Origin of the sequence: Photorhabdus akhurstii (assembly GCF_019090985.1) — a bacterium.
GTDB classification, from domain to species: Bacteria; Pseudomonadota; Gammaproteobacteria; order Enterobacterales; family Enterobacteriaceae; genus Photorhabdus; species Photorhabdus akhurstii.
Map to the genome: position 1 here is coordinate 1,192,565 of NZ_CP020335.1, position 22,850 is coordinate 1,215,414.

A 22,850-nucleotide genomic window follows, 5' to 3' on the forward strand; every position below is an offset into this window, starting at 1 on the left:
ATTTTTCTATTCAGGTACTTGAAATAACATTGGCATGTAAGATGAATTTTAATAACAGGCCCTGATTAGGACCTGTTACGGGTGATAGTTATTCGAGAATGGTGTAACGAATGTGCAGAATAATATCGTTCAGCATCTGTAATATTGATTTTTGTTTACTGGTGGCATTGGGGAAGCTTAGCGTAAATGTTCCCTTGTCATTAATATCGATCCCTTCAAACGGCAGGAATTTGCCATCGTTAAAGTCGAGTTGGAACTGACCGTTGTCATTCAGGCCGTGGGAGACCGCCAAGGCTTTGCAACCTTTAGCTAATCCAGCGGCGCCGCCACCATAAGACAGAACTGCCTGTACATCTTGATATGGTCCTAGCAGTGCCGGTAAGGAGACGCTAATTTGTTTAATACGGCGTGTTTTACCTAACTGCATCTCTTCCGGGTAGTCATCTTTGAGTTTCAGGTCTTGCAGGGTTAGCGTCGCCGATAGCGTATTGTTGGTTAATTTCAATTGATTGCCGTCGTTACCGGCGGAAGTCTCTTTACCTCCTTGTAGCAACGCTTCAATCTTATCTTTTAATGCAAAGCTTTTCTCCCCTAAGGATTGGTACATCTGCGCCAGAGAAACCGTGCGTTCCACTTCCAGTGCTCGTTGTTCCTGTTTCAGGTGCGCGTCTTCCATTTGCGCCAGATTCAACATTAGGGTTTCTCCGGCGAGCAAGCCGGCATAGGTTCCCTGCCAGGCTCCCGGTTTAATAAAGCGTGCGGAGTTATCATTAGTTTCCCAACGGTAAGCTTGTTCTGCCATTAAACAACGGGCGACGACTAAATCGTAAAATTGGAAGTAAATGGCTGCCAACCGACCACGTAACCAGTTGTACAGCGCTTGATTGCTGAATTTTCGTTGCAGGAAAGCTAGCTGCGCTTGAGTTTGTTCCTGTTGAGTTTTTAGGTTGGTTTTCTGTAATACCGCCGCTTCACGGCGTACCGTTAGTGATTTAAGTTGAGCATCGATTTGTTTCATCTCTGTGTCGGCATTATTACGCTGGATTTCCCACTCTTGACGGCGACGGCGCCATATTTCAGATTGCGAGACTTTCTCCGCTTCAATTAACAAACCTTCTGCGGCGATACCACCACCAATAGCAATAGCATTGGCAATCGCCCCAAAGCGCGTTCCCCCGACGGCAAAGCCGTAGATATTGGGCACCATCTCCAGTGCGGCGGCAGCCATGTGCAAGCCTTTCAATCCTGAGGTAATACTTTGGGAAGCTATTCGCATATCCAGCGCTTGACGTTCACCGGCGTTGACATCTTCGTCGTATAATTTGTTGTAGTTATCAAAGCGCGATTTTGCTCCGGCTTTGGATTTTTCCAGCACAGTTTTTTCAGCATCTATTTCTTCAAGGGTTTTGTCTTGAATGCTGAGTGTCGTCAACATCAACTCTTTGGCTTGATTTTGCAGCAGAGCATTTAAGGCTTCGGCATCTTGGCGTTCAATAATATTTTGCAACGTGGAGCCGAACTGTATTAGCTGAGTGACCATGCTACGGGCATTTTCTAGCATATGTGGGAAGCGCCACAGTGACATAAATGACGCTGGCAGTTTGCTCCCACTTTGAGAAGTGGCAACGGCGGCGCTGAGTAACGCTTTCGGATCGGTTGGTGTGGCATAAATTGGCAGGTGGAGCGGTTGACCATCGATAGAAAGGTTATGACGCAAGTTATACAGGCGTAGTTCCAGTTTGTTCCAGTAGCTCAACATGACATCGTTGATTTGTGGTAGGAAAAGATCGGTCAAGGTGTTAGCGGAGCGCAATGATAATGCTGGTGTTTGCATGCCTTGCCGCAGAGCGGTTATTGCGTAGGCGTGCGCTTTTTGTGTGGTCGTGTCTGCGGCATTGTCCAGACGTGGATCATTCCATACAGAACTCAGTGGCAGATAAGGTTTGTTACCGAGCAGGTGTAGTGCCTGCATATACCACATTTTGGCTTCGTTCAGTGTATCCCGCTCCAGTTGGCGATAGGCATGATCGCCGCGTGCCATTAGTAGATCGAGAGTGCGCATAAAGGTGGCTACTTTGTAGTGCATTGGATCGTGCTGCGCCACTGCGTCAGGATCGATGGAATCCAAAGGATCGCTGTTCCAACTGGTATTTTCTAGTAACGGGCGCACATTCCAGCGATAGTTTTTAATTTGACCATGAATAATATAGCCAGATGGGCTCCAGACATATTTCAGCCAACGGTTGGCTTCATCAAAGTTTTGTTCATGTAACAAACGTTGGGCAACCAGCATCGGGGTATAGTAGAACAGTTCCCAGAAGTAGAGACTATTAGCGCCGCTAAAGTCCATTGGTTCCGCATAATGGGATAGAATAGAAACATCAAAGAAGCCTTTATATTTTTTAACTCCTTTTCTTTCGCCTGATTGAGTCATTGCTGAGTCATAATCGGCATCATTAATCAGAGTAAATTTCTGTTGAGTGTCATTGAAATAGAAGAATGCGGGTTCCCAGTTGCCTTGATAGAATATTTTCTTGTATTCAACCCCTAATCTAACACCTTCATTGGTATAAGATTGTTTATCATAAGGAACAAAAAGAACGACACTGGTTTCGGTGTTTATTAATACCCCTTGGTAATATGGCCGCATTGCAGTATCACCATCAATATTCCCTATATGAATTTTAAACCAGCACTCATTGCCATGTGTGTTTTGATCGTATTTAGGAAGAGTGAATTTAACAAAGAATCCTTTTCCTAACGATGGTTCCTGAATATTCTGAGTTTCCATACTTAGAATTGTGTCAATACCGGTAGTGGCGCGTTCAATTAATTGGCGAGCAAATAGGGTATTAAGACGAATACGATAAGCTCCCCATTGCATATATTGAGCGCCATTTTCATTATGAAAAAGAGTTAGCGCGTTATCGGTTTTAACCTTTCGGGTAACTGGGATACTGAAACTTTCATAACCCAGTTTACGTCCATCTTCTGCCAATGCGGTAAAAGTGACATCAATATTGGCTAAATTATTAATAAATTTCAAATTAGAACCCTCTATTTCGAGAGTATTAAATTGGTAACACATTTCTTCAAAACTGGATGATGGCTGAACGGAGACATCTTTATTCGCTGTAAGAGAGTATTCTTTGCCAGCTTTAATTGTGACTTTAACCTTTTCAGGAGAAATTGCAGTATTGATATCTACTGGCCCGGAAACATCGGTAGCAGTCCCTCTACTGTCAGTCATAAAGATGTATTGCTTAAGATCATCCGGTTTATTCACAGAGTCTTCAGCACAATCATCACCGATGTTAGCATTTTCATTGATTAAAGAACGTCCTGCCCCAGGAATCCAAGCCGCTACTTTAGATGAATAACTTGTGTCTCGGTGGAATAGTAGTCTCCCTTGAGCAAGGTCGCTAGTGTTTCCATTATATTGATAGACTGGGTAAAACATGAATCTATTTGATGAATTATTCGGATTGATTCCCAAACTGGTATAAATAATGAATTTATCACCCAATTTTCCGTATTTCTTTATTAAATTACACTGAATACGCTCTCGACCTTCTTTTCCATCATGAATTATTCTTAACTTTGGTGAAATATAGACTTTTAAATCACTTGATGCAACTTCATAGTTGATAACTATATTACCGCCATATACTTGGCTGAGATTATATTCCCCCCAATCATGGCTATTGCTATGATTGATCAATGAAGGAATTTCATAATCCTCTGCATAGCGGTTGTTTATTCTTATAACGCTATTAGTATCGAAATGTGTATAACCGTTATTTCGATAAGAGTCACATTGTTCATTGGTCATATCTTTGGAAGACATATCGGAGAAGATATATAATCCTTGCATTGGATCAGTTTTATAATCATCCAATTTATCTTTTTTGCTATAAAACATGACTAACAAGGTGTCTTCCCCTTGATAACCTGAGCAATAAAGCCCGGGAGCTTGAGATTTTGTCAGTTTTAAAGCTAAGATTTTTTCATTTACATCAAAAGTGATTGGCACATTCCAGGTGCCATCATAACGAATATGAGCCAATTTTAATTCATAGTGATAGTCAGTAACGACTTTATTATCCTCCTTTTGTCTAGCTGTTTCTTTTTGTTCTAACCAAATTAGATATAAGCGGGATTTGTAGATAACTGGTCGGATGGTGCTTTGGTAGGGATTAATTGCGCAATCAATTTTATTCCATTCACTCCAGGCATTAGCAGCAAATTTACCGTCGTTGAATTTACTATGATCGACGCTGCGCCAGTAATATTGATTAACTTCTGTTTTACTGTGCCCGATAAAATAGGTCAGCCCTTGATCATTATTAACATTGTCATGATAAGCACTAATAACTTCCAAATTAGCGACTTGCTCAAACGAGGTCAGGTAAGATTTAAATGCATCTTCTACCGTATCGGCATTTAATTGGCTCTGGCTGACGGATTGCAATAGCGTATCCATCATTTTCGTTTGTCCGATACGCATCGTCGGGTCGATATAATTTTCGGGATAGTAAACTAATTGTGAAACGCCAGCCCAAGTACTGTAACGTTTATTATATTTGTCCCAATCGATAAAAAATTGACGGGTAATAACATCAGAAACGGCATGGGTTCCTACATTTTCCAGCGCTCGGTTGACATACAATTGGATACTGGCAATGGCTTCGGCAATACGTGTAGTTTTTATTTCAGCGGAAACTTGATTATCAATCAGTAAGTATTGGTATAAATCGTCACGGCTTTTAATTGATGCTGCCCGATTAGCAACCTTGCCAATATAATAGTTGCTTAATGCGGTACTGCGAGATTCTTCCAGAAATGCGTGTAGAGTATTAGTTTGCTGAGTGTCTAACCCGGCAGTTAATGCCATAGCTGCATTCTCCCATTGGGAATAAGTCGGTGTTTTTTGAGCCGGTTTTATATAATCTAATGCTATCAGGGGGCAAATACCTTGTGGGGAGATATTTAAATTACTGGCTATATTGGTCCATTGCAGAATAATATCGATGGATTGCCAATTGGAGAATGTATTTTCTTTAGTAACCTGCTCATAATTTTGTGCCTGAATACTGGCTTGTTCCAGTAAATTAGCATCAAGATTCATGGCGTTAGCTAATTTTTCCGCGGTTAAGGTTTTATTTTCAAAAGCCGTTAGAATAGGGGAGGCTTTTTCACCTAGAGAATTAACCCAATTGGCAAAGCGGGTTAGGGTGATTAATGTTGGTGCGTTATGGGCTGGTGTCGCTTTATTTGGTTCATCAGGGATGCCAAAAATAGTTGGCTTTTCGATAAATAGACGGAAAGCGTTTTCATTAATGCCGGAAGAACGATAAATCATTGTCAATTGTGCCAGGCAGTGACAGTACTGGATAATTTGTTCCTGCATTTCTGGCGGTTTTGATAATTCTGTAGTATCTCTATTTTGTAACCAGATCCAAAATTTTTCTGCTGTTATTTTATCTTCGCTTGGTTTTATCTTATCAGCCCAGAGAAGAATAGAGTGTGCAATATTTTCAGATGGTAATTGTAGAGCTGCCGCAATATAAGGTGCTATGGCAGCCAGAAGATCTGTTTTCTCTTTATCAAAATTCTGCAAACCATTGTAGACCGTGTTTAGTAAGTTTTGAATTTCAGGCGTTAGCGTTTTGTCATAGTTGGTAGTAGTCATTAAAAATAACTGATAGACACTCCACTTTTGTGTACGCAGCCAATCGCTTAGAGTATCGAGTTTGTTAATCAGTCCCTGTAAGTTTTCATCATCAATTGTATAGAGATCTCTCTTATCTTCACCGATAGTCATCAGTAGTAAATACAGCTCATCAATCGTTAATTGATGAATATCTGCCAGTAGCTTGGTCATATAAAGATTAGAAAGATTTTTTATATTATTAACAATTTTTCCATCCGTATTTGCATGATTGGCAATATGGAGCAAACGATAAAGAGAAATATCATCGACATTAAAAGCACGTTTAAGTACTGCTTTGTGCCAATTATCGGCACTGTTCAAACTTAAGTCAATATCGATATTTCCAGTAGTAAAATATTGCCCGTTGAGTGGCGGGGTATTAAATAGGCGATCAAATTGACTAGGTTGATTACTATAGGAATATTGTGAAATGGAATCATTACATAGTATTAAGGCAGTTTCCGTATCAATATTGTATTTCTGCATATAATATTTAACTAGAAATATTTTTCCTAATACTGTTGGGGTAATGTTCTGTTCTGGAATAATTTCATCTAACTTTAAAAACGGCAGATTCACGGCTTGCGATAATAAAATAATTTTATTGATTTTTAGTAAATGTATTTTCTGAGTATTTAGTTCATTATTTGGATATTTGTGAATAAATTGGCTGAGTTCTTCATCACTAAAATTATAATAACTTTTCAGATATTCTGGCATTGCCAGCCAGGCAGGGTCAATATCGCCAAAATTCTGTTTATAAATTGTCTCTGCATTAACTTCGGTAATCTCTTCTGTCAGAATATTAAGCAGCTCTGGTGAGATAGAGTTATTAATTCCTAGTAGTGAAGCTTGATGCATTAATCTAGCGACCGCCGGTGATTTCTGAAATTGTTCAAGCTTAGGATCTTGTAATTGGATAGCTTTACGTACATTTTCGTAAGCATCATGATAAGGTATTGTGCCGGAAGGACGGAAAGTGGATAACATTTCCATCACTTTAGTATCACTGTCCAGATTAGTTTGATTAGCTTTAATTCCTTTCAACAAAATTTCATTGGACAGAGAAAGAGTGGAAAGTTCGGTATCCATATTTTGCTGGCTTAGATCCATTGATTGGAGATCTGGACGGCGTTCATCCAGATGATAAACGGAGTCGCTGGCATGTAAATTACGTGCTTCACGATAAAGTTCAGTTAAATAAGCCGCGGGGGAGAACATAGAGGAAACTGAACCCGGCGCCACATATTGGCTGGCTCGGCCACCGAATTCATTATTATAGCCTCGCAATTCAGCATGAGGGAGGGTAATACCGAGGTGCACTGCATTTTGCAACTGCGGGTTAGCGCGTTTAAGAATATGTGCTTCATATAATTGATTCTCTTTTTGTTCCTGTTGTGCATCACGATATAAGCGGTTGGTCTCTGACCAGGAGAGATGATCAGAGACTTGCTGACAAAATTCATTAAAAGAATAGTGGCAAATATCTGTCAGACAATTAATACCATATTGACTTTGTAATACATCAGGTATCTCTTTCACGTATGAGTTCATGTTTATTCCTTTTAAATCATAAGGTAAATGAAACATCCGTGTGTTCTCTGTATCATCAATACAATAAGAGAGTGATTCCGTTCTACAGGAAGATGAGGGTAATCACTATGTCACTGTTTTCTTGAAATAGCTGTTGCAAAAAAAGCAGCCGCAAAATTTGCAATTGTTTTTTGCTCAAAACTGGATGTGGAAAATCAGTAAAGGCTAGATTTTTTTATATATCGTGGACTGCTTCTTTTGGCAATGGGGTATTTTGGTCATTGCACCCGCCATTATATTTACAATAACTTAATCTTTTTTTGAATTTGTAACACTTTGTTACAAAATCTACTTTTTGTAAATTTAAAAAAATGAAAATTTTTCTTGCTATTTGGTGCTGGTTTAATAATCATAACTTGAGTTCCGTCATATGGACAATATGACGGAACTTTCAACTCCTGTTCCCTTATTCAAAGGGATTAATCGATGGGGATACATTTCGTCTTCCTGTCGTTCAACTTGCTATTACTCACGGTATAAGCGGTGTTTCTTATCTGTGGTAATGGGATTTTTACTGTCTTGTTTCTTTGGTGACGCAATCAATCACGGCTATTCCTGACAGGATATTGATGCTGATGAAGGTGATTGATAGCCGGGCGGGGAAATCTTGTGAGACTTTCAACGCATGACGTGGGGTCTACGTGCTTACATATGTAACGTTAAAAGAAGGAAGTAAAACTAATGGGTATATCAGATCCACGCTTGTGTCTTGATTGTAAACGGTTTTTGAAAAACTGGGTGGAATTTCAGTTGGTGGATGAACAGGGAAAACCGCTGGTCAACATGCCTTATCGCCTGATCAGTCGCGGAACCCCAGGTTATGTACGCCAGGGGACAACCGACGGTTTCGGTGTGCTCAGAGAAGAGGATCTGTTGCCTCATCCGGTAACGTTGTATATCAGCGCCCAACCACTGGCCGACGAAATGGAGCAGCGTCCGTTGCGGGAAAAACGGGGAGAAGAATTTTCAGTGGTGAAACCAAAAGCAGAAACCGAAGGCCATCAATATCGCTATGTGACTATCGGGCAGATTAGTGATGGGTTGCCAGCGCTGGATGATTGGAATGATCCCAAAAAAATTCCACCTCCCTATCATTTCCCAGACCCGGAACCAAAAGGCTATCAGGTTCATCCGTTAAATCGACGCTATGTATTGGAAGTCTGTCCTTTTCGGGCCTGGGTTTTACTGCTACATCATCAGAAGGAGTATTCCATTGTGAATGCTTATAACCAATGTTTGATGAGTGTGCTGGCCTATGCCGATGGGGATGTTGATATTGAAGGTTCTGTGAAACACTTTTTTAACCGGCAAATGGTGGATGTTTCAAAATTGCCCTATAAAGTGGAAGCATTATCGGCAACACCTGTGGTTTACGATGTGCCGTTTAGTAAACGTTATAAGCGAGTGGAATTTATTGATTCACAAGCAGGAGACAATAAGCAGGGTGATACCAAACTGTTTTATGTTGCCAGTGAGAAAGATGTGATTGTTAGTTGGCGGGGAACCGCTAGCCTGGATAATTATCTGACTGATGCCACTTTCCAGCCATTGGCTTTAAGTTGCGATGATGACAAAGCGTTGTGCAGTGAGTTTATTCATCATGGTAAAGTGCATAAAGGGTTTTGGGAGGCATTTAATTTGGTTGGAGAGTTAATAGTCCCCAGTGATAAAAATAAAAAGGTATTCGGTGATATCATTAACTTAGTTAAAAACAAACGATTATTTATTTGCGGCCATAGTCTGGGAGGCGCACTGGCATTATTGCACAGCGCACAACTGAAAGAACATAATCCTTGTCTCTACAGTTACGGGATGCCGCGAACATTAACCCGCAGTGCGGTAGAGGAATTGTCTTCTATTATCCACTATCGCCATGTCAATGAAGATGATGTCATCCCTGCTGTGCCATTTGAGCAGGATATGGATAATGTTTTTTTCAATTATTGGGCGCCGGCGGGGTATGACTGGGCAGTGATGAAGTTGTTGTCACCGTCACCGATTATGCAGTCAATTAAACAGGCGACAGCCAGTAAAGAAATCTATTTGCATCATGGTAAAGTTGTCCATTTTTTTCAAGCCAACAGTTGCCCGGAATGGCTGATTTCCGCCCGGAATGCCTCTCTTATAACGGGTGTTGCTGAAAAAATATTGGATAACACCACAAAACTCTACTTAATTCCTGAGTTAAATCAGGAAACAGAAAAGGATTTTTCACTGGCCGGTGAGCGGCAAAACGCGTTGTTTAATCAGCTCAGTCAACAAGAAAAAGACAAACTGTTTGTTGAAAACAGAAGTGCTGATTTGAAAGGCGGATTCGGTTTTTCTAACCATAGCTCGTATAAATATGCGGGTTATATTGACAAGCGCCTCAGAGAGTTATGTGAGCCGGATAAGATTACGGTCTGTCAGGACAGTCAGCGTCAGTTTAAGGCGAAAATGGACAGTTATAAGATGCTTATTCCTGACAATGTTTACTACCGAAATCTCTATTTTCTGGATATGGATAAGCAGTTAATAAAATCACTGACGGTCAGTCAGCAGGAAGAACAAGGGGAACTGGCCTTACAGCATTACTGTGATAAACAGGAACTGTCCGTATGAAAATATTGAAGATAACGCTGTCCTTATTATTTCTCTATTTTATTTACTGGGCGTTTGGAGACGCCTTTCTTGACAGGCTTTTTCCTTTTTCACCTGACGAGAAGAAACAGTTGATTACGGTGGAAGGTGTCGTGCCGAAATACACAAAACCGTATGTATCTGCGCAGTATATCTCAAAAGACTGCCTTAGATATCAGCTTGATGCAGGTATGTCGCCTTATCAAGTGCCGACTTATTATGGATTGGATTTGGATGTAAAAGCTGATCCGCAAACCGGTTACTTTCAGGCGAAATTACCTTTTAATGGCGAGGGATGGTGTAAATGGAAAATTAACTGGGCTTCTGTTACGGTGGGGTATACCGATGTACACCATTTGGTGAAAGATGCTGTTATATCTGAAGGGGCAGAAGGGACTGGTTTAACCGCATTTATTAATGATGTAACCCAGGTTAATAATAGCGAAACTGCGATATTGAATATCCTGGATTACCATCCCACCATTTATCCGGTTTTAGAAATGTCTGAGGGACTTCCTAAAAGAGTACTCTTGCAAGGTGAAGTAGCACAACGATTTTTTAGATTGAGGTTAACTCCAGGAGCGGAATGGAAAATCACCTTTAAGCCTAAACTGGATGAAACTAAAATGCCGAAAATTACTATCACTAACGGAAGGGGAGAATGGATTGAATATCCTGACGGGCACATTGAAATCAATACCCAAATGGTAGATACCCGTTACATAAAGTAACGTTCTATAAGATTGTGTCACCAGTTTATCTAAATGCCAACATGAGAATACTGTTATTAAAAGGAACTGTCCGTATGAAAATATTGAAGATAACGCTGTCCTTCTTATTTCTCTATTTTATTTACTGGGCGTTTGGCGACATCTTTTTTGACAGGCTATTTCCTTTTTCGCCTGATGAGAAGAAACAGTTAATTACGGTGGAAGGTGTCGTACCGAAATACACAAAACCGTATGTATCCGCGCAGTATATCTCAAAAGACTGTCTTAGATATCAGTTTGATGCAGGTATGTCGCTTTATCAAGTGCCGACCTATTATGGATTGGATTTGGATGTAAAAGCTGATCCCCAAACCGGTTACTTTGAGGCGAAATTGCCTTTCAATGGTGGAGGATGGTGTAAATGGAAAATCAATCAAGCGTTTGTGGCGGTGGGTTATACCGATGTTAGTCACTTAGTGAAAGATGCTGTACCTTCTTCGGGGCCAGGATTAGCTGCCTTTATCAACGACGCCGCGCGAACAAATTATTCTGAAGCCTCTGAAACTCGTGCATTGAATACGATAAATTTCAGCCCGGTTATTTACCCTGTTTTGAAAATGGTTGAGGGACGTCCAAACAGAGTTTCCTTACAAGGCAAGGTGGATTTATTTCCTTTTCGACTGAAATTAATTCCAGGAGCGGAATGGAAAATTACCTTTAAACCTAAACTGGATGAAACTAAAATGCCGAAGGTTATAGTAACTAAGAAAGGTGAATGGGTTGAATACCCCAGTGGGCACATTGAAATCAATACCCAAATGGTAGATACCCGTTACATAAAGTAACGTTCTATAAGATTGTGTCACCAGTTTATCTAAATGCCAATATGAGAATACTGTTATTAAAAGGAACTATCTGTGTGAAAATATTGAAGATAACGCTGGCCTTATTATTTCTCTATTTTATTTACTGGGCGTTTGGCGACACCTTTTTTGACCGGCTTTTTCCTTTTTCGCCTGACGAGAAGAAACAGTTGATTACGGTGGAGGGTGTCGTGCCGAAATACACAAAACCGTATGTGTCCGCGCAGTATATCTCAAAAGACTGCCTTAGATATCAACTTGATGCAGGTATGTCGCCTTATCAAGTGCCGACTTATTATAAATTACGTCTGGATGTGAAGTCAGATCCACAAACCGGTTACTTTCAGGCGAAATTGCCTTTCAATGGTGGAGGATGGTGTAAATGGAAAATCAATCAAGCCTCTGTGGCCGTGGGGTATACCGATGTCCGACATCTTGTGAAAGATGCTGTGCCGTATACGGGAACCAGTTTAACCGCCTTTATCAATGATGCTGTCCAGACGAATATTAGCGAAATCCCTGCATCGAATACGATTGATTTTAATCCGGTTCTTTACCCTGTTTTAGAAATGGTTGAAGGATTTCCGAAAAGTGTATCCTTACAAGGTGAAGTTGAATTGTATCCCTTTAGGTTGAAGTTAACACCGGGAGCAAAATGGAAAATTATTTTTAAACCTAAGCTGGATGAAACCAAAATGCCAAAGGTCATAGTAACTAGGAAAAGTGAATGGGTTGAATATCCTGACGGGCACATTGAAATCAATACCCGAATGATAGATACCCGTTACATAAAGTAACGTTCTATAAGGTTGTGTCACCAGTTTATCTAAATGCCAACATGAGAATACTGTTATTAAAAGGAACTGTCCGTATGAAAATATTGAAAATCACGCTGTCCTTATTATTTCTCTATTTTATTTACTGGGCGTTTGGCGACACTCTTTTTGACAGGCTTTTTCCTTTTTCACCTGACGAGGAGAAATAGTTGATCACGGTAAGGCGTCGCGCCTTAAGTATCCTGCCAGACCGCTTTGTGCTGTGCAGGCTCAATTGGAAGCTAACTTGATTATCGATAACCAGGAGGATGTATGAACACTTCTATGAACTGGAAACAATGGCTGACTACGCCTAATAAGCCACCTGTTTTCTTTATGCTCAATTCACTGGCGGAACCTAACCCGGTGGAGCTTTTTTATCGTAATGACTGGGTAGAGCAGGCTTTTCCGCTATACAGCAATACACCAATGGATCACCTGCTGGCGCAAAGTCCCTGGCTGATTCAGCCTAAGTCAGGTGGTCTGTCAGTAATCGGTCATCTGCTTGATAGCCAAACTCTGAGCGATAACAGTTGGGGTTGGGCTTATCGCAGTGAGGATTTATGGGCGCGACAGCTTAATCATTGGCGTTCACGCCAGCAGGTGATATTACAGGAGAAACAGGTGCTCTTACGCAGTATGGATGCGCGTATCCTCGGTCAGTTATTACCGGCAATGATCGTCAGCGATTGGTCGGCATTTTTGACACCGGTAAGTGAGCTGATGATCGATATGCCCGAGCCGCAGATTTATTATCGGCCTGAAAATTGTGGTCACGGTGGGAGTGAACAAACCTTTGTCTTGGGCGACCATTTAATTGAGGCTTGGTTACATTCTGATTATGCTTTTCAAGGTCAGGTATTCGCACTTATTAGCGATTTATGGGAAAACCACGGTGAATTGGCTGATAAGCTGGATGAGCCAGCAGGGAAATTACAGGAGCGGATTATTGATTGGCTGAAATCGCGTTTAGAAAGTGGATGTAATATTAGTCACCTGACCAGTGCGGATTATTTACAGACGCTCGATGAACAATATACGGGCATTAATTAGCGAGTAATAGTCAATATTTTACGAATTTATAAACCTATCATTATGGCGATTTTAAACAAGAAGAAATGTGGTTAGTTTCTTCTTGTGAAATATTAATAAGTTGTGGTTGATGTAAATTATTTGATGTTATATTTTGGTTTGTTTAATGGAAATATTTTTGTAATAAATTGAAATATAAAATATGAATCATGATAAGATATATTTATATTCAATGAAATGATCTTGGTTTTCATTAAAATCATTATTCCAACATAGTGGTAAATTATATTTATTTTATAAATATAATGTAATTATTAAATAAATATTAAGAATTAAAGTGGTGAAATCCAATGTCAATTAACGCATGTCCTAATGTAAAAGAATGCAAAGTAGAAACATAGTTGTCATGTTCTATGGTTAATATTCTATTTCTGGAATGAAAACAAGAGGGTATGTGATGATATTTTGTTCAAAGCAACTAAAATATTTTATGGAGTCAGCTAAGAAAGAGTCATTCACGTTAGCAGCGGATACGCTTTGTATTACCCCCTCTCCGCTTAGCAGGCTCGTATATCAACTGGAACAGCGTGTAGGTTGCCAATTATTTGAGCGATTACCGGGAAAAACCAAGCTCACAGAAGAGGGTAAGGCATTATATCAGGAGTTGTTGCCATGTTATGAAAGGATTCAGAAAGTTGAAGATAACTGGAATTGTCGTCGAAATTATAAATTATCAAACAGAGACAAACTGGTTATTGGTACAAGTGGAGAATATGTTAATAAGATATCTACAGTCGTAAAAAGAGCGGTGCAACGCTATCATTACCGCGATATTTGTATAATCAACAATTTTCTCATTGATGATTTAATAAGGCAAGACGCGGTATTTTCTTCCTTAATAAAAGGGGATATAACGGTTTATGTGACTACGGAATGTTATCCAGATAATGATGATATTATCAGGATAGATGGTGCTTATCAAAAGCTGTCTCTTGCCGTATCCAATGATATTTTGGAAGCAGAAAGTCATGCGGATGAAGTAATATATAGTTTTCCTTTGGTTCAGCATAATAGTGCCTTTTTAAAACAGTGCGATAATTTCATGCCATTGAATTATCTGCCTGAATACCAGAATTTAGCATTACTGACGGTCCCTGATTTTACTAATAGATTGGATTTGGTAAAAGCGGGTATTGCGATAAGTTTAATGACACCTAATGAAATGCGCTATTCTGCCCATATTGATAAAAGTATAGCGTTTCTGAATTTTGAATCACGTCCAGCACCATCGGTAAGGTATTGTGCTTATGCGCTCAGAAATAAATATAAAGAGCCATTAAATTCATTAATTTCTGATTTGATATTTTAGAGTTGGATGTAAATTAATGGGTTATATGTTTTTGATAAAATATGATCTTGATTGTTTTACATTAACACTAAAATTAAAATGTCTTAATATTTTCAAATGTGATATAAAAAATAAATAAGCCATGAGATAAATATTTTCTTATGGCTTATTATTAAAGATGGTTTCTTATTAGTTTTCCCCCTTGAATGTAAATTCAAGGGGGGAGATTAAAAATAGATAAAGAATATTAAATTTTCGTTATCTCTTATGAGGTTTTACATTTTTAAGCGGAATTGTTGTCAGAAATGAAATTTCTGCATCATTTACCGGTCCATGATTAAGTGCAATGATGGATGATGTCTCTATTTGTGGGGTGTCGAGTAAAAGGGAAGGTACCATGTTTTTAGTTCTACCCTCCGGTAGTGGATTTAGTTTTTGTCCATCAATGGCAAACTCGTAGAGATCCATATCAATTTTATGGAGTGGAGCCCCTGAGCTTTGTCCACCTGCTTCAGTATTAATTGCAGTAGAAACCCATACTGTAGATTTGTCCTTGGTATATTTTATGTAATTTGAGAGATCTTTTAGTTTTGGCTTTGCTCCCCATGTGCTTATGTTCTTGACTGTTTCTTTAGGTAAATTAGATGTATCTTTCTGACCAATAAAGATACTAGCAAATTGCCTTGCCATCTTAGTGTCTAGAGGAGTCCAGGCTTTAAATCCTTCAGGGAATTTACTTTGCATTTCTTCAAAGGATCTGTTATCTGCTCTATATAAAGTAAATGATTTTTTCTGTAGATTTGTCGAGGTAGTGCTTGAAGAACTGCTTTGAGCGCTTTCTGGCAGAGAGATTTCAGAAGTAGATTTATTTCCTACTGGACTCAATGGAGCAACAATAGATGACCCAGACGTCGTTGGTTTTATGTTTGCAGCTCCGATAGGGTGTGTGGTTGGTTGGCTACTCGTTGATGCTTTCGGTAAGCTAGGTTTTGGTGCTACAGGCGGGCGGATGTTTATCGCTACGTTTGTGGCATTTGCTGGCGAAGGCGCTGAGTCTGTTACTTTATTTTTTTTTAGTGCTGCTATGCGTTCTGCAATTGTTGGCATTAATCCATCAGGATCAAGCAGGGTAACTGGATTATTCCTCACCATTCGATATAAATTCAGCCCATCGATTGTTCCCGCGGGATCGGAGCTTAACCATCGTCCTATCCACGGTTGGTAATACCGATAGCCGTAGTAATATAGCCCGGTGGCATCCTGCTCTTTGCCGGAATAACGGATGGTTTTATAACTGGCTTCTGTTTTGTTCCTGGCTGCCCATAATGCCGTGCCGCCATAAGGATAGTACTCTTCTTCACTGATAATCTGCCCTTCGCTATCTAATTCAAGTTGACTGGAACCGATAAGATTATCGTAGCTGTAACGCAACTGGTTATTGTCGATATCTTCCGGTTTACCGCTCTCCCAATGTAATACTCGTACCTGTGCCCGGCCTGCTTCTCCTACGGTGATAACTTGCAAATCTTCGGTTGTGGTCGTGTTGTTTTGTGTTAAACGGAGTTCCAGGCTCGGCAAATAAGTTATTCTCTGTATTTGAACGTTGTTGCTGGCCCGCTGTTCATTGACTTTTAATATCCGTTTCCCGTCGCCACTATAACGATACCATTCCCGATCATCATTGGCGCTCTTGTCCCGTTTCACCAATGTTACTTGTTGTAGCTCACCGCGTGTATTCCAGTTCAGGTTTTGTCCTGGTATCAAAGTGTTCTGGTGCCCGCCTGCATCAAACAAAGCATCTACTTGTGCCGGATCTTCGGTCAATGTGCTGAGTACTGCGCGGTTACTGCGATTTGAAACCGTGATATTGGTGGTGTAGTTGTTTTGCGTAGCCGGTGAACTGTGCTGGATTTTGGTCAGATTGCCGCCACGGTCATAAGTATAAGTACGGGTATAGTTGGTATAGGTGTTGTTATCAGAAGGTAGAGCGGGTGAGGGAAATTGGTGACTTTGTTGACCTATATTCGCCATTTCGCGCCCGGTGGCGCTGATAAGCTGATACAGGGAGTCGTAGGTATAAGTGTTTTCCGGCGCCACTTTCTGATTGTGCCAAAAGCGGGTAGCTTCCGCATCGTTACGGATACTGATGACATTGCCTACCGGGTCATATTCATAGCGCAGATCTTGCAGCACTTTAGTGTCTGACGGATTGGCATCTGACGAACGGCGGGTTTTGATACCGATCAGCCGTTGGGTTTCCGGTTCATAACTATATTCGGTGATAACACCATTGCCGTGTTCTTCGAGTAATTTTTGTCCGGCGGCGGAGTAGGTCAGGGATTTGATAATCACTTGTTCCGTCTGGCCTTTGAGTGTTAGCCAGCTCCCGTTTAGCTGCCCGGCCACATCGTAAGCTAGCCTCTGAATGTTTCCTTTGGCATCGGTCTGAGTCAGTAAAGCGCCGGTGGCATCGAAGGTGCTCAGGGTTGTGTAGATATCATCAGCCAGCATGTTTTGCCAGACGGTTTCGTTATCACCTGTCCAGTTAGCTTCTTGGGTGTCGATCAATAGTTGGCTGGATTGAGATAAAACAGTACCGGTCAGTGATAAACTCTCTAACCGGGTAACTCCCGCCGTGTCATAGTGACGCACGCACTGGCCGGCAAGGTTATGGTTTTTCTCTGCTTCGGTATTGCCAGCCCAAATCAGGCGTTCGGTGATACGCGATGTTTTTTCCTCGGGTGTTTGTTCGGTAACAGATAACAGACGGCCGGGCAGGGAAGAAGTTTCATATTGTCGAGTTTGTATAACCCCTGTTGCAGTCACCGTTAGTAGCGGACGGCCTTCAATATCATTCAAGGTGACAGTGCGACCTGCATCAATGCTCTCTGTACATAGGGGATTACCGGTCAAATCATACTGCCAAAGAAAATTGGGTTTGATCGTATTGTTGGTTTTCTTGGCCTCATATAGGCGCGGATCGATGCTTTGATTTAGGTATCCGTGAATATCGTATTGATGGCGGGTAATACGGGTATCGGGATCACCATTTGCGGTAGTACGATGAAAATCGATGTTACGGATTATCAGACCACGGTTATCGTAAACGCTGACAGTAGGGGTTTTTTGATAAAGTTTGGGATCAATGTTTTTCATGAGTTACCTCGTTGTTGGGTTGTTGTGTGTAATCCTTTCTGCAATCACAATTTTTGTCTGCATATTAGTTTTCTTACGATAGTGTAGTGGATAATTTTCCAGTTTAACTGGAGACAGATGGTTTGTTGTGGCAATGGGAATGCTTTATTGCTTTCCTCCATGATCTTGATGATGCGTAATGAGGCGGCGCCAAAGCCAGTTCAATCCGGTACTGCCTGTTGTGCCGAATAGACCTGCAATCGCAAAAGTCATATAGATGCCGCCGCCACTTTCAAAACTCAGCAATCCTCCCAGTACACCGGTAAAACAGGAGATGATGAGTTGACAGAATACGTTGATCCAACTCCATTTATATTGTTTGTTTTGCATATCAATGAGGTACCTTACGAGTCCGCCCCAGGCCGCAATAAAACCAATGATCAACCAGATAATAAGTTGAGTGTCTGACGGTATTATGAGCAACACCTTTCACCTCTATCTATGTTTCCCGCCTGTCAGCCAGGCGGGATTGATCACGTTACATCTTTACCTTCTTCACCTCAGCGGCTGTGTCATTTTCATCTTCATTGACAGTAAACCAGGGAGTGAACAAGGTTCGACGGAACCAACCTTTTGCGGTGATAACCTTGATTTCTCGACCTATGGGATCATAGACATGGGTATCTGCATAAGCTTCTTTTTCCTGCCGGGCACTATCATTGCTGACGTATCGCCAGTCATTGAGGAAATAGGGCTGATAGGTACGTATCGGTTGCCCCTTATTGTCATATTCCGTTCGTCCAGTCACTGCCCAACGGTTCTCAGTATGCTGGAGATTTATAATCAAAGAGCCGTCTTGATTGCGTTGCCAGGCCATGCCTGCCTCATGTCGGGCAGCGGCTTGCAGCAAGCGGCCAAAGCCATCACTGAATACCACCTGTTGACGGATCTGTTGCCCAGGATCGTGATCATAACGATCCGTAGTCAATGTCAGGTTGTGAGGAGGTAAACGGGAATTGTCGTTCAACAAGTTAAATTGCTGATGGGTTGCCTTTTGGCTTTGTACCCAGCGGCGATAAGCCAGTGGGCACAGGCGTCCATCTTCGGTGATGATTCGGGCGTTATATAACTTTTGCCGGTCTTGCTCTGCCAGTCTATTGAGGGTCTTCTGACTTAATACTGGCATCCAACTTTCTGGTGCGTAGACCTGACACTGTGCTACAGGGAGCGGTTTTTTTAACTCAATAGCGGTATTAACATCGGATGGTGGAGAAAATGATACTTTTTCCGGTGATGAGTAACCTGTCATCTTGCCGTTTTCAGTTCCCCAAAAGCGCAATGTGATTGGTCGGCCCAATGCATCCAGTGTGATAAGGTGCTGATTGTCATTGATATCCGTGAGTTGCACCGGGGTCAGAAAACGCCAGTCATATCTGGCTGAGGTTGTCAGTCCAGCAGCATCCCGGGTTTGTATCACAACGCAATAGTTTGTATCCCAGGTGAGGGTGATTTTACCGGTGAGTTGGGTGTTGCTCTGTTTTTGCGGGTGCCAGAACTGTGCCGCTGTACCGTAATCGGTATAGCCGTGATGGGCTACCCAAACTTTATCTTCTCCAGTGCGAGGGAATAGATAATTTGTTTGCTGATATCCGGCTTGCTCCAGCGTCGTTGGTAATTTATTGGGCGGGATGCTTCCGTTAAACGCTGATAATGTGGACTGGTTGAATACCGTTGTTTCGGTAAAGGCAATCAGGGCTTGCCGTGTTGGTGTTTGCAACGGCGTTGTATTTTGTCCATCGGTATAAGCGGTTTTTTGCTGACCGAGGTATTCACGTGGTTTATCGTCCGCGATCAGGCTATTTTTATCACTCAGAAGTTCCAGATTTAAACCACCAGCAGGAACATTTTCAGCGCCATAAGTAAAGATATCACTGCGGGTACTATCCGGTAATCCCAATACTCGAACGGTATTATCGGTCAGATGATGCCAACTGGATTGTTGATAGGTGAGCCGTAATTGGCGTTGTTGGTCATCATAGCTGTTGGCTAACAACTTATCAGGCAATGTATCAGGATACGGATTGATTGCTGGTTGCTGGCGGCGTGGATATTGTACTGAAACCTGTTTTAGCGGCTGACCAAATAGATCACTGGATAGCGTAATATTTTGACTGCATTGCGGGTCGCCGGCGATACGTTCGTAGTGATAGTTGCGGCTTTCAACTACAGATGACCAAAGTACAGGGTATCGGCTGTCGGTATGCTGTAATCGACGTACCTGTGAACGAAATTCAGTGACAGTATAGGGAACGTGTTTATTTGTACTGTCGTCCAATCCGTACAGTTCACTACGTAGCAATTGGCCTTTCAATGCCCGGTTTAGCCAATACTGGCTGTTATCATCTTCCGGTGTTAACAGAATATCTTTGCCATCTTGCCAGGTAGTAAAGCGTGGTGAGAAACCGACGAAAGCTTGATCATCACCACGCCAATACTCAGTTGATAATGCGTTATCTATCACCGGCAGTCCGGTGGCATACCAGTTTTTGGTCAGCGCCGGTGGCGTGCGTTCTGGCGCGTTGCCTTGAGCCAGTTGATGGCTGTCTGTCTGCTCTACATAACCAAATCCGCGAAATTCCCGCTCGCGTCCGTCCCATGCGCCACGAGCATAACGCAGTGTTGTGACTAATTTGTTGCCGCTGATTTCATCTTCTGTTTCCGTTTGCCATAGGGTGTGGACCGGGAAGGGGAGATAGCAAACCGGTGTTTGTCCGGCAGTCAGCGCCGCGGCTTTTTCATCCAGCCAGAATTGGGAGGAACTGCGGTAACGCAAGGTGTGATGGACCCCCATATTGTTGTTCATTTCATTGAGTAACCACGGCTTCATGTTGGTCAGATCGCAGCGCCAGTGATGGGGAGACATATGCGGCACGCTCAGTATCAGGCTGGCGACGCCTAATCCTTGTACATCGGCCATTTGTAACTGACAGGTATGATCAAAACGCAGACCTTCCGGGAAGCGTAATGTCACTGGTTCAGCAAAGCCATTGCCACTTTTGTTCAGGAAGATATCCAGACGGTTTGTATGAACATAAATCAGATCCGTTGGACCGCTGCCATCCAGATCGGCCAGATAAACTTGAGCCGGGTTAAACTCGGTTGCTGGCTGGCTGAATCCCGGTAAGGTAATGGGTTGACCAAAACGTCCGTGCCCCAGATTAGGCCAGCAGGTGACTTTAGCCGCGCTCACTTCAACCAGATGCGCCTGACCGGAACCCAATACATCACTAAACGCCACTAACTTACGCGGATCGGTGCCCGGCACTGGCAGTGTGACATCACCGGATTGCACCACATCTTTCCCTTTGGCAAAGCCGTCGCGGGTATTGGCATATAAACGCACGCTCTTAGGGCCGATCAGCACCAAATCGGATAGCCCGGCTCCCATTAAATCGGCGAGTTGTGCGCGCGGATGGGTATATTCCACCGGCAGAGCGTTGAGTGGGGTAAAACGTGTCCAACTGCCATCTGGGCGTTGGCTATGATATCCCCGTAATCCTGGTCCGGTGATAACCCAATCAAGTTGGCCGTCTCCGTTGATATCTATCAGCGAGGCGTTACTTTGTAAGGAAGGGATAACCGATAAAGGTTGCATCTTTTCCCAAGTGACAGCATCTGGGGTACTTTCTGCCTGACGCTGTGCAGAACGGTACCACCAGGCGCCTTTATCCTGATATAGCAGGCCCGGTAATCCTTCGCCTTTTAGATCAACCAGTTGCCAGCTCTGAATGGCATTGAAGTTTGCCAGTACATCCATCGGTTGCCAGTGAGCGTTATGTCGCGGTGAAAAATCCTGATATGCCAATTCTAATGGCGGCAGGGTGACGACATTACCATCTTGCTCGTGTCCCACTCGACGAACGAATACTAGCGTGCTGGCTATCGCGCTTTCGTCGTAATTGAGTATCAGGCGTGAAACCAGCGTTGGTCCGTTGTGTTCTGTTATCTTACTATCCAGTGCTTGCAGGTGATGGTACATCAATACCTGACGGCATAAGCGGCGGGTACGAATCTCAAAGCCATATTCATAACGGGAAAAACGGTCCTGACGACAAAGCCAGCTACCTGTAGTCGAAAATGCTGGTGGCGTTTTCAGGTTGTTACTGCGTTCGCCGTAATCAAATACCAGATAGAATAACCAATCTGCTTGTGATGGGGCGCTGCCATCCAGACCGGGTAACGTTTCGCAGGCTGTACGGTTGCCGTAATACACGATGTGTAAATAACGTTGCGCTGTAGCCTGTAAATGGTGCGTAATTTCATCTGCTTCGCAACCTGTGTCATCTTCGGCGCGATATTGATAATAAATTTGTTCGCCACGTGATGATACAGAGGCTTCCAGCAGCCATTGTGCTGTTTGTGTAGTTTGTGTAGTTTGTGTAGTTTGTGTAGTTTGTGTCGTTTGGGACGGGTTGCTAATCCGCGCTTGCGGTGATTTACCCAGTAGATGCATCTGCCCATCTGGGCTATATATCAACCAAAAATCTGTTTTGCCGGTTGTCTTGGGCTGCCAATATTCTAATCGGCTGAAATGGCTTTCCAGACGGGAACGGTAGCCGGTGACAGTAAAGGTGGCGCCTAAATTGATACCCTGTAATGTGGATTCGTCGCGGGATTGATCCGCTACCACCAGCACTTCGCCTTCTGGCCCCAAAAAGGTATCGGTTTCGTCATAATAGGGAACGCCAAAATGGGTGCGGCGGCGAATAGTCATAACGTTGCAATCCCATCCCAGACCAAATGGGCTGTTACCGGCGCCGCTGTTGTAATTCAGTGTGAGTGCGGGAGCATAACCGCGCCCGGCAGAAATAGGCAATGGTAGAGATAGCGCGGCCATACCATCCGGGCCAGTGGGGGTTAATGCTTCACCCATTCCCGTGATAGCGCCCCCCCCTTTGGGCAGTGACAGTTCCGTAATACTAAAATCTTGTGAATTTTGCATGAAAGACTCCTTTGCAGGCC

Annotated in this window: 10 protein-coding genes; 6 read left to right on the forward strand and 4 right to left on the reverse strand. The window is 42.5% G+C overall.

The features are described from left to right. Positions 1 to 88 precede the first annotated feature (88 nt). Entirely contained in the window at positions 89 to 7,267 is a 7,179-nt protein-coding gene (locus tag B0X70_RS05125) for a Tc toxin subunit A-related protein (protein WP_217471040.1), read from the reverse strand. A 720-nt stretch (positions 7,268 to 7,987) separates the two neighbouring features. Here B0X70_RS05125 and B0X70_RS05130 point away from each other — a divergent pair. The 6 genes from B0X70_RS05130 (at position 7,988) to B0X70_RS05155 (ending at position 14,714) form a co-directional block, all read left to right on the forward strand. Further along, a complete protein-coding gene (locus B0X70_RS05130; protein ID WP_217471041.1) occupies positions 7,988 to 9,907 on the forward strand; it encodes a Tle2 family T6SS lipase effector in 1,920 nt (639 codons plus the stop codon). After that, positions 9,904 to 10,656: a hypothetical protein gene (locus tag B0X70_RS05135; protein ID WP_217471042.1), complete on the forward strand. Its 753-nt coding sequence runs from the start codon at positions 9,904 to 9,906 to the stop codon at positions 10,654 to 10,656. Before B0X70_RS05130 ends, B0X70_RS05135 begins: the two co-directional genes overlap by 4 nt. A 74-nt stretch (positions 10,657 to 10,730) precedes the next feature. Next, positions 10,731 to 11,480, forward strand: coding sequence for a hypothetical protein (locus B0X70_RS05140; RefSeq protein WP_217471043.1), 750 nt, complete (start codon positions 10,731 to 10,733; stop codon positions 11,478 to 11,480). Between the two features lie 74 nt (positions 11,481 to 11,554). Then, the gene (locus tag B0X70_RS05145) at positions 11,555 to 12,295 is read left to right on the forward strand and encodes a hypothetical protein (protein WP_246593435.1); all 741 of its coding nucleotides are present in this window, start codon (positions 11,555 to 11,557) and stop codon (positions 12,293 to 12,295) included. Positions 12,296 to 12,586: 291 nt separating this feature from the next. Further along, entirely contained in the window at positions 12,587 to 13,366 is a 780-nt protein-coding gene (locus B0X70_RS05150; protein WP_217471045.1) for a DUF4123 domain-containing protein, read from the forward strand. A gap of 436 nt (positions 13,367 to 13,802) precedes the next feature. Beyond that, positions 13,803 to 14,714, forward strand: coding sequence for a LysR family transcriptional regulator (locus tag B0X70_RS05155; protein WP_036780738.1), 912 nt, complete (start codon positions 13,803 to 13,805; stop codon positions 14,712 to 14,714). A 237-nt stretch (positions 14,715 to 14,951) separates the two neighbouring features. Here the strand turns inward: B0X70_RS05155 and B0X70_RS05160 are convergent, their stop codons facing one another. The 3 genes from B0X70_RS05160 to B0X70_RS05170 all read right to left on the reverse strand — a co-directional run bounded on the left by B0X70_RS05160 (position 14,952) and on the right by B0X70_RS05170 (position 22,830). Next, positions 14,952 to 17,849, reverse strand: coding sequence for an RHS repeat protein (locus tag B0X70_RS05160; RefSeq protein ID WP_246593436.1), 2,898 nt, complete (start codon positions 17,847 to 17,849; stop codon positions 14,952 to 14,954). A gap of 144 nt (positions 17,850 to 17,993) precedes the next feature. Then, on the reverse strand, positions 17,994 to 18,314 hold the full coding sequence (locus B0X70_RS05165; RefSeq protein ID WP_105396218.1) for a phage holin family protein: 321 nt from the start codon (positions 18,312 to 18,314) through the stop codon (positions 17,994 to 17,996). 52 nt (positions 18,315 to 18,366) lie between these two features. Next, positions 18,367 to 22,830, reverse strand: coding sequence for a SpvB/TcaC N-terminal domain-containing protein (locus B0X70_RS05170; protein ID WP_217471046.1), 4,464 nt, complete (start codon positions 22,828 to 22,830; stop codon positions 18,367 to 18,369). Positions 22,831 to 22,850 lie beyond the last annotated feature (20 nt).

Excerpts from the sequence above, each read along its gene's own strand:
- B0X70_RS05125 (WP_217471040.1), bottom strand. The coding sequence starts at position 7,267 with ATGAACTCATACGTGAAAGAGATACCTGATGTATTACAAAGTCAATAT.
- B0X70_RS05130 (WP_217471041.1), top strand. The coding sequence starts at position 7,988 with ATGGGTATATCAGATCCACGCTTGTGTCTTGATTGTAAACGGTTTTTG.
- B0X70_RS05135 (WP_217471042.1), top strand. The coding sequence starts at position 9,904 with ATGAAAATATTGAAGATAACGCTGTCCTTATTATTTCTCTATTTTATT.
- B0X70_RS05140 (WP_217471043.1), top strand. The coding sequence starts at position 10,731 with ATGAAAATATTGAAGATAACGCTGTCCTTCTTATTTCTCTATTTTATT.
- B0X70_RS05150 (WP_217471045.1), top strand. The coding sequence starts at position 12,587 with ATGAACACTTCTATGAACTGGAAACAATGGCTGACTACGCCTAATAAG.
- B0X70_RS05155 (WP_036780738.1), top strand. The coding sequence starts at position 13,803 with ATGATATTTTGTTCAAAGCAACTAAAATATTTTATGGAGTCAGCTAAG.
- B0X70_RS05160 (WP_246593436.1), bottom strand. The coding sequence starts at position 17,849 with ATGAAAAACATTGATCCCAAACTTTATCAAAAAACCCCTACTGTCAGC.
- B0X70_RS05170 (WP_217471046.1), bottom strand. The coding sequence starts at position 22,830 with ATGCAAAATTCACAAGATTTTAGTATTACGGAACTGTCACTGCCCAAA.